At 64.1% G+C, this 8,070-nt stretch carries 11 protein-coding genes and 1 pseudogene; 7 read left to right on the plus strand and 5 right to left on the minus strand.

The genetic code is table 11. The features are described 5' to 3' along the window. Window positions 1–188: 188 nt before the first annotated feature. Window positions 189–938 carry a sulfite exporter TauE/SafE family protein gene (locus tag J2Y63_RS29900; RefSeq protein WP_082342766.1) on the plus strand — a complete coding sequence of 250 codons (750 nt, stop codon included), beginning with the start codon at window positions 189–191 and terminating at the stop codon, window positions 936–938. Between the two features lie 128 nt (window positions 939–1,066). Continuing rightward, window positions 1,067–1,352 (plus strand): annotated as a pseudogene (locus J2Y63_RS29905) (SOS response-associated peptidase family protein); the annotation flags it as partial. Between the two features lie 247 nt (window positions 1,353–1,599). On the opposite strand, the gene J2Y63_RS29910 reads toward J2Y63_RS29905, so the two are convergent. Beyond that, window positions 1,600–1,842, minus strand: a complete 243-nt coding sequence (locus tag J2Y63_RS29910) for a hypothetical protein (protein ID WP_082342768.1) — start codon at window positions 1,840–1,842, stop codon at window positions 1,600–1,602. Window positions 1,843–2,186: 344 nt separating this feature from the next. On the opposite strand from J2Y63_RS29910, the gene J2Y63_RS29915 reads away from it, so the two are divergent. Next, complete coding sequence (locus J2Y63_RS29915) at window positions 2,187–2,912, plus strand: universal stress protein (protein ID WP_050746467.1); 726 nt, start codon at window positions 2,187–2,189, stop codon at window positions 2,910–2,912. Between the two features lie 21 nt (window positions 2,913–2,933). Here the strand turns inward: J2Y63_RS29915 and J2Y63_RS29920 are convergent, their stop codons facing one another. The 4 genes from J2Y63_RS29920 to J2Y63_RS29935 all read right to left on the minus strand — a co-directional run bounded on the left by J2Y63_RS29920 (window position 2,934) and on the right by J2Y63_RS29935 (window position 6,436). Further along, the gene (locus tag J2Y63_RS29920) at window positions 2,934–4,913 is read right to left on the minus strand and encodes a heavy metal translocating P-type ATPase (RefSeq protein ID WP_082342770.1); all 1,980 of its coding nucleotides are present in this window, start codon (window positions 4,911–4,913) and stop codon (window positions 2,934–2,936) included. A 2-nt stretch (window positions 4,914–4,915) separates the two neighbouring features. Further along, window positions 4,916–5,611 (minus strand): VIT1/CCC1 transporter family protein, encoded by a 696-nt coding sequence (locus tag J2Y63_RS29925; RefSeq protein ID WP_306041648.1) that lies wholly within the window; start codon window positions 5,609–5,611, stop codon window positions 4,916–4,918. A 97-nt stretch (window positions 5,612–5,708) separates the two neighbouring features. After that, entirely contained in the window at window positions 5,709–6,260 is a 552-nt protein-coding gene (locus J2Y63_RS29930; RefSeq protein WP_050746499.1) for a cytochrome b/b6 domain-containing protein, read from the minus strand. Continuing rightward, window positions 6,260–6,436, minus strand: a complete 177-nt coding sequence (locus J2Y63_RS29935; RefSeq protein ID WP_082342786.1) for a PepSY domain-containing protein — start codon at window positions 6,434–6,436, stop codon at window positions 6,260–6,262. The genes J2Y63_RS29930 and J2Y63_RS29935 overlap by 1 nt, the downstream gene beginning before the upstream one ends. Window positions 6,437–6,438: 2 nt before the next feature. Here J2Y63_RS29935 and J2Y63_RS29940 point away from each other — a divergent pair, with 2 nt between their 5' ends. The 4 genes from J2Y63_RS29940 to J2Y63_RS29955 all read left to right on the plus strand — a co-directional run. Beyond that, a complete protein-coding gene (locus J2Y63_RS29940; RefSeq protein ID WP_050746470.1) occupies window positions 6,439–6,792 on the plus strand; it encodes an ArsR/SmtB family transcription factor in 354 nt (117 codons plus the stop codon). Next, a complete protein-coding gene (gene arsN2, locus J2Y63_RS29945) occupies window positions 6,789–7,229 on the plus strand; it encodes an arsenic resistance N-acetyltransferase ArsN2 (protein WP_050746471.1) in 441 nt (146 codons plus the stop codon). The genes J2Y63_RS29940 and arsN2 overlap by 4 nt, the downstream gene beginning before the upstream one ends. Before the next feature lie 14 nt (window positions 7,230–7,243). After that, a complete protein-coding gene (locus J2Y63_RS29950; RefSeq protein WP_050746472.1) occupies window positions 7,244–7,771 on the plus strand; it encodes an arsenate reductase ArsC in 528 nt (175 codons plus the stop codon). Beyond that, the coding region (locus J2Y63_RS29955) for an arsenic resistance protein (RefSeq protein ID WP_435269013.1) at window positions 7,771–8,070 on the plus strand (300 nt) is incomplete at its 3' end. The genes J2Y63_RS29950 and J2Y63_RS29955, both read left to right, overlap by 1 nt.

The raw sequence follows: 8,070 nt of genomic DNA on the forward strand, positions 1-8,070 counted from the left end.
CGGTGCCTCTGTGCGTGGCGTTCCACTCACGACGCCGGGAATAATGGGCGCTACAGACAAGGTGCTACCTTGGGTCCAACGCTCCGACATACGCAGGTTGCAGCGTTCAGACGCTATGCCTTTCTGCTTATGCCAACTGTCCGTTCAAATTGGGGGGCGACACGAGAGCCTTTCGGGGCTAATTCACAATTGGCGCGATTATTGGCGCTCTTGGAGGACTCATCGGGCTCGGCGGCGCGGAGTTCCGCCTCCCAATCCTGATCGGGCTCTTCAACTTTGCAGCGCTTGAGGCTGTCATCCTCAACAAAGCGATGAGCCTCGTGGTCGTTGCGACCGCGCTTCCTTTTCGGGCAGGAACCGTTCCGTTCAGCGCCGTCGCCGACAATTGGCCGATCGTCCTCAATCTTCTCGCCGGAAGCCTGATCGGCGCCTGGTTCGGCGCAGGCTGGGCGACAAAGCTGCGGTCGGAGACGCTCTACAAGGTTATCGCCATCATGCTCGTGGCAATCGCGATCGTCCTGGTGTTCGGGCACGACGCGACAGCCGGCCAACCGATGTTGACCGGCGTCAGCCAGCTCATCGCGGGTGTTTTCGCCGGCTTCATCATAGGCATCGTCGCATCACTGCTGGGAGTAGCGGGCGGCGAACTACTGATCCCGACACTGGTTCTCCTCTTTGGAGCGGACATCAAGCTCGGTGGCAGCCTTTCGCTTGCCATAAGCCTGCCAACCATGCTGGTCGGGTTCACTCGCTATAGCCGTGATCGGAGCTTCTCTGTTATCAGCCGCAACAAGGCCTTTCTCTTGATCATGGCTGCCGGTTCGATTGTCGGCACCTTTGTCGGCGGCTTGCTTCTCGGGATCGTTCCGAACGCGGTACTGCTGCCAGCCCTAGCGATCATCTTGCTGATCTCCGCAGTGAAGGTGTGGCGGCATTAGTGGCTCGCGGGCGCCAAAATTGCGATGGTTTGCTATCGAGGTCCGCCGCGCTGAGGTAGAATTGAAGGCTTCGCAAGGCGGACCTCGCCAAAAACGCCGCGGGAAAAACAAAGGGGGTCCGCATAACTGAGTTCACCGAACCGGCCGAGAAAGGCAAAAAAAACGCAAGGATTAGTGGCTATTTCGCAAGATCGCGGAGCTGATCTTTGCTATTGTCGGCATCTGGCGGGCCACCGATTAGGTCGGTGAGGCCTTCACCATGCCGCCCGGCCCCGATATCGCTCCCTACCACGATCGGCAAATCGTGATCCTTGAGCGAAACACCTGGGCGGACTGGCTCGACCCTTCCGTCTCCGCAAAATCGCTGATCAGGCCGCTTCCGCCCGTGCCCTGTCCGTGCAGCACGTCGGCTGATGTGCCTGTCCTTCCCGCTTAGCCATGCCTATCCCGCCCGCGAGGTCCGCGTCGAAGACACCGAGCCGCCGGACATATTCGTGGTGGAGCTTCGCGGCGGTATCGAAATGATAGGCGAGAGGTAATCAGATGGAACGCTCGCGGCGACCCGCATGATCCGCCGGGCGCACCTTCCAGTAATGCCGAAGGGCGCTCGACCCATTCGGAGAGCGCCCTTCCGAACCGTATGGTTGCGAACGCGCGACGGCTACCGTCGCCGCGATAAATGAGGAAAGACTTCCGGCAAATCAAATCCTTCCAGATTACAAATCGCCTGCAGCGGCGCATCGAGGCAAGCATCGCAGATGCCGCACCCGTCGTCGTCCATTGCCCGATCAGCGTTTCCGCAGCAGATACAGGCCACAGCCGGTCGGGTTGCCTTGGCGCACCGCCGCGGCAACATAATTTCAGCCGCGTCGGAAATGAGAGTTTCGATAGGGATGGTCTTCATCGCGGGTGTCTCCAACGATCTCTAGCAAGAGATAGGAGCGCCCAAAATCTTTGCAATGGCCCGTTAAAACGTGTCCGTCTTCACCGGGGCGTCGGGGAAATTGCTGGACCCGCTCACGGTGCAATCGTCGCCCGGCTGGAACTTCTGCGGCCGTTCCTGCCCCCGATCCTCTCGGCGAACGTGGAGCGCATGCTCGCAATCCAAGGTAAGGCCTCCGGAGGCGGAACGGGGCGGCTGACCCGGCCCTTTGGCAGGCCCTACGCGATACTTGACCAGGATCAATATCTACCGCGCTATCGGCGCTATGCTTCCGACCGCTTACCTGGACCGGAAGGAATCTACGCGTGGTTTATCGATCCATTCTCGTCAATCTCGATATCGACCGGCCGTTCGAGCCGATAACGGAGGCCGCCATCGATTTGGCATCCCGCTCGGGCGCGCGGCTCGTCGGGCTTTGCGCCGCCGAAACGCTCGCAGAGCGCATGGAGGAGGCCCGCGCCGCGTTCCTCCATCTGGCGGCAAACAGGATCGAGGCGGAATGGCGCGGCGAAACAATGGCGCCGACCGAGGCGGTCGTGGCCGCCGCCCGTATCGCCGATCTCGTATTGATGGCGGCCGAAGAGCGCGCGGACCCGGCGGCCATCGTCCTGCGCGCCGGCCGGCCGCTGCTGGTGGTCGGGAGGGACCGGGACGCGATTGCGACAAGAAAGATCGTCATCGGCTGGAAGGACACCCGTGAGGCCCGCCGCGCGATTGCCGATGCACTTCCCCTGCTATCGGTCGCCTATGACGTCGCCGTCGTTTCCGTTTCCCCGGAGCCCGCACCGGCCGAGAGGCAGAGCCTCGCCGATATCGTTTCCTATCTCGCCCGGCACAATGTAAAAGCCAGGCCGCAGATGATCAAAAGCGCCGACGAAACGATCGGCTTTCTGCAATTCGTCGACGAAAGCGACGCCGATATCGTCGTCACCGGCGCCTATGGTCACAGCCGCCTGCGGGAATGGGTGTTCGGCGGAATCACGGGTCTGCTTCTCGAAGAGAACACGCGCACCCGCTTCCTGTCCTGTTGATCCGCAGAACGCGGCCGGCGCCTATACCGGCGTGTCGGCCGGCGACGTGGCCGCAACCGGTGGCGACGTCGCCAACCCGTCCTCCAGCGCACGGACGGATGCGGCCCTGTCCACTGGCCGCCGGATCGGATCCGACAACAGCCGCAAGCCGTTGAGGACCACGAGCACGGTCCCGCCTTCATGTCCGACCACCGCCAGCGGCAGCGGCAGATCGAAGAACAACCCGCCCGTTACCAGCACCAGCATGGCGCCGATCGCGACGACGAGGTTCTGCCGGATGATCGCGGCGGTCCGTCGTGCCAGACGCTGCGCATCGGCCAGCTTCTTCATGTCTTCCGACAATAGGGCGACATCGGCGGCCTGAAGGGCGACATCCGAGCCGGCCGCGCCCATGGCGATGCCGACATCGGCGCGGGCAAGAGCGGCCGCGTCATTGACGCCGTCGCCGACGAAGGCCACCGTGCCGCCGCTCGCCAGGTCCCCCACATGGCGCACCTTGTCTTGCGGCAGCATTTCGGCGTGGATCTCGTCGGGAGCAAGGCCGAGCTGCCCGCCAATCCGCAGGGCCACCGGCCGGCGGTCTCCGGTCATCATGACGATGCGGCGCACGCCGCCGGCCCGCAGCGCGGCGAGCGCCGGGGCCGAGCTCGCCCTCGCCTCGTCCGCCACTCCGACGGCGCCGAGGACAGCCGGTCCTCGTCCCAGATAGACGACGGTCTCGGCGCTGTCGGTCAGTTCCCGAAGCCGGGCGTGATCAACCGACGCCCCCATGTCCCGAACGAGATGAAGATTGCCGGCCCAGAGGACACCAAGCGCATCCGACCCGACGATCCCTGCGCTTGGGCGCGCGCTGACATCCACGACATGCGCCGGCGCGATGCCACGTGCAGCCGCCTCCCGGCGGATGGCCGCCGCGACATGATGCTCGGAATGGGCTTCGAGCCCGGCGAGCAACGACAGGAAGCCGCATTCGTCCGCGTCCAGCGCGACGATCCGCGTCACGGCCGCCCGGCCGTTGGTGAGGGTGCCGGTCTTGTCGAAGGCGAAGATATTGACGGCGGCCAGCGTTTCGAGCGCGCCGCCGCCCTTGAACAGAACGCCGCCGCGCGCGGCCGCCGAAAGCGCCGACAGGATCGCCGCCGGTACCGATATGACGATCGCGCAGGGGCTGGCGGCGACCAGCAGCGTCGCGGCCCGATAAAGCGCCTGCTCCCAATCGCGCCCGACCCCATAGAAAACGGCGAAGGCGAGAGCGGCGCCGAGGAGAACCGCGACGGTATAACGCTGTCCGAACCAGGCGCTGAAACGCTCGGAGGGGGCCTTGGCCTCCTGGGCCTCCGTGACCAGCCGGATCATGCGGGCGATCGTGCTATCGCCGATCGTTCTTGCGACCTCCACCTCCAGAATGCCGTCCAGATTGACGGTGGCCTCGAACACCTGCTGGCCCGGCTCCTTGGAAACGGGCATGGATTCGCCGGTGATATTGGCCTCGTCGATGCCACCACGTCCCAGCAGGATGACGCCATCGGCCGGCACGCGGGCGCCGGGCCGCAGGATCACGACATCCCCGACGGCAAGCTCCGCTGCGGGAACCTCCAGCACCGAGCCATCGGCCTGCCTGCGGAACGCCGTTTCGGGACGAAGCGCCATTAGCGCCTCGACGGCGCGGCGCGCGCGGCCGAGCGCCTGATGCTCGAGCGTTGTCGACACGCTGAACAGCGTCAGTAGCACCGCACCTTCGAACGGCGCTCCGACGACGGCCGCGGCAACCGCGGCAACCACCATCAGGAGGTCGATATCGAGGACATGCTGCCGCCACAGGGCCAGAAGCGCGCTCCCCGTCGCCGGCAGTCCGCCGGCGAGATAGACGAGCGCCAGCCCCGGCCAGCGCAGGACGGCAAGCCCCTCGGCCGGCGGCCAGGTTCCAGCCGTGGCGAGGACCATGCCCAGCACCGTCAGCAGCGACATCACCGTGGGCGTATCGAACGACAGGCGTTTCATGATCAGACCGCCCGGCCGACAAGCGCGCCGATGGCTGCGGTCGACGCCATGGCGACCGCGCCCCAGAAGACGACCCGGACGGTCGGCTTCCAGATGCCAGCACCACCGGCACGCGCGCCGATCGCGCCGAGGACGGCAAGCCCGATGAGACAGGCAACGGACACAGCCCAGACGACCGTTCCCGACGGCGCCAGCAGGGCGACCGCCAGCGGCAGGGCCGCGCCCGTCGCGAAGGTCACCGCCGATGTCAGCGCCGCCTGGACAGGCCGCGCCATTACGTGGCTCGACAGGCCGAGTTCGTCCCGTGCATGGGCTTCGAAGGCGTCCTTCACCATCATTTGTTCGGCAACCTGGCGGGCAAGATCCGGTGAGACGCCACGCTGCTCGTAGATCGCGGTAAGCTCGGCCAGCTCCGCCTCCGGCTGGGTGGCCAGCTCGTGGCGCTCGCGCGCCATGTCGGCCTGTTCCGTATCGGCTTGCGAGCTGACGGAGACATATTCCCCCGCCGCCATCGACATCGCGCCGGCCACCAAACCGGCGACACCGGCGACGAGGATTTCCTGCGATGCCGCGGTCGCCGCCGCGACACCGACGATGAGGCTCGACGTCGAGATCAGCCCGTCATTGGCGCCCAGCACCGCCGCGCGGAGCCAGCCGATACGTTCGATGAGGTGGCTTTCCTTGTGAACGGCGCGCATAACATCTCCGATTTCAGCAGATCTACTGTGGTTGCATTATGACGTCAGGCATGTATTTAGAATAATTCTAAATACATGCCATATAGACAGCCGCACATCAACCTTCGCGGCGCTTCCTTCCCGTCACCATGGCGCGCACGAGGTTTTCCCGGTGCTCGACGCTGGCGAAGACGACGCCGGCGATGTGCAGGGCAATCAGCCCGATGGTCGAATAGACCAGGAGCTTATGCGTATCCTCCACGCAGCCGACACCCCAATAGGCATCCGTGGTCATCATGTAGCCGGTGGTCACGATACCGGACACCGCAACGAGCAGCAGGACGACCATCGCGCCCCCCGCCGGATTGTGGCCGAGATACCGCTTGGCGCGGAAGGCGAGGCTGTCACGGAGGAACGCTAGGATCGTCGGAGGAGAATAGAGGAAGTTGGCGAAGCGGGCGTGATGCGGCCCGAGCAGCCCCCAGACCAGGCGCAGGGCGATCAGCCCTGCGATGGCATAGCCGGAGAGGATATGAGCCTTCTTCCATTCGTCGCCGGTAACGAAGGAAAAAACGAAGAGGCAGACAAGCGACCAGTGAAAGACCCGCACGAGCGGGTCCCACACCTTGACGCTTTCCCCCGCCCCGCTGGTTCGGGAGAGTGGCGCCATCATTCCGCTCCTTCCGAGCCGACCGGTTCACCGGTCTGCGGATTGAAGATCGTCTCGACCTTGGCGCCCTTGGCATCGATCGCATAGACCTCGTAGCAGCCGTTCTCGACCTTTATCCGCCGGACGTCGAGGCCCGGATTCGTCTTGACATCGAAAACATATCCGATATTCTGGATATATGGATAATATCACAGCAATCGCAGCGCTCGGCGCCTTGGCACAGACCACGCGACTGGAGACCTTCCGGCTTCTGGTGCGGCACGAACCCGATGGCATCCCGGCCGGCGAACTCGCCCGCCTTATCGATGTACCGCAAAACACCATGTCGGCGCATCTCGCAACGCTTTCGCGGGCAGGCTTGGTGACGAGCGAGCGGCAGAGCAGATCGATCATCTACCGGGCCGACCTCAATGGCTTGCGCGAGCTGACGCTGTTCCTCCTCAAAGACTGCTGCGGCGGATCGACGGAGCTTTGCGCTCCGCTCATCGCCGAGTTGACGCCGTGCTGCGCCCCGGAGGCGAAGGTGTTATGAGCGCGATCAGGTTGGAGCAGATTGAGGGCAACGACGCTGGCCTCAAGGCAGCCTTGACGGAAGCGCATCTGCCCACCGACGACATCGAGGATCATGGTCGCACCTTCTTCAGGGCGCAGTCATCGGACGGCAGGGCTGTCGGTTTCATCGGTGTTGAGCGCTGCGGCGACGATTTTCTCCTCCGTTCGGTCGTCGTGCTTCCCGATCATCGGGGGCAAGGACTGGGAAGCGTTTTGGTCGAGCGGGCGGTGGCGGGTCTCGATCAGGCCGGCGACGTCTTCCTTGCCACGACGAGTGCAGCGCCGTTCTTCACGCGCATCGGATTTTCTGAATTCCAGCGGGACAGCGTTCCCGCAGCCGTGTTGGCGACCCGTCAGCTTTCCTCCATCTGCCCATCGTCGGCGACCATCATGAGGCTCACCCGGCCGCCGGCCTAACCACGACCACGACCATGACCGACAAGACCTACAACGTGCTGTTCCTCTGCACGGGCAATTCCGCTCGTTCTATTCTCGCCGAATCCATTCTCAACAAGGAGGGCGGCGGACGATTCAAAGCCTTCTCCGCCGGCAGCCAGCCGAAGGGCGAAGTCAATCCGCATGCCCTGAAGGAGCTGGAAGCGCTGGGCTATCCATCGACGGGCTTCTCGTCGAAGAGCTGGGATGTGTTCGCGGAGCCCGGCGCGCCGCAGATGGATTTCATCTTCACCGTCTGCGACAGCGCCGCCGGCGAAGCCTGCCCGGTCTGGATCGGCCATCCGATGACCGCCCATTGGGGTGTCGAAGACCCCGCCGCCGTCGCTGGCTCGGACATCGAGATCCAGCGCGCCTTCGCTCAGGCCGCGCGTTTCCTCAAGAACCGGATCGCGGCGTTCGTCAGCCTGCCGCTGGCATCCTTCGATCACATGGCGCTTGAGACCAAGCTTCGCCAGATCGGTGCGATGGAAGGTTCGACGTCGCCGCAAGGAAAGTCCGCCTGATGTCCACGTTCGAGCGTTATCTGACCATCTGGGTGTTCCTGTGCATCATCGCCGGTGTCGCCCTCGGCCATCTCATGCCCGGTCTCTTTCAGATCATCGGCGCGGCCGAGGTCGCCAAGGTGAACATTCCCGTCGCGATCCTGATCTGGCTGATGATCATTCCGATGCTGCTTAAGATCGATTTCCGGTCTCTGGCGCAGGTCGGCACCTACTGGCGCGGTATCGGCGTGACCTTGTTCATCAACTGGGCCGTCAAGCCGTTCTCCATGGCACTGCTCGGCTGGCTGTTCATCGGTTGG

It is taken from the genome of Shinella sp. BE166 (genome assembly GCF_051201095.1).
Taxonomy (GTDB): domain Bacteria; phylum Pseudomonadota; class Alphaproteobacteria; order Rhizobiales; family Rhizobiaceae; genus Shinella; species Shinella lacus.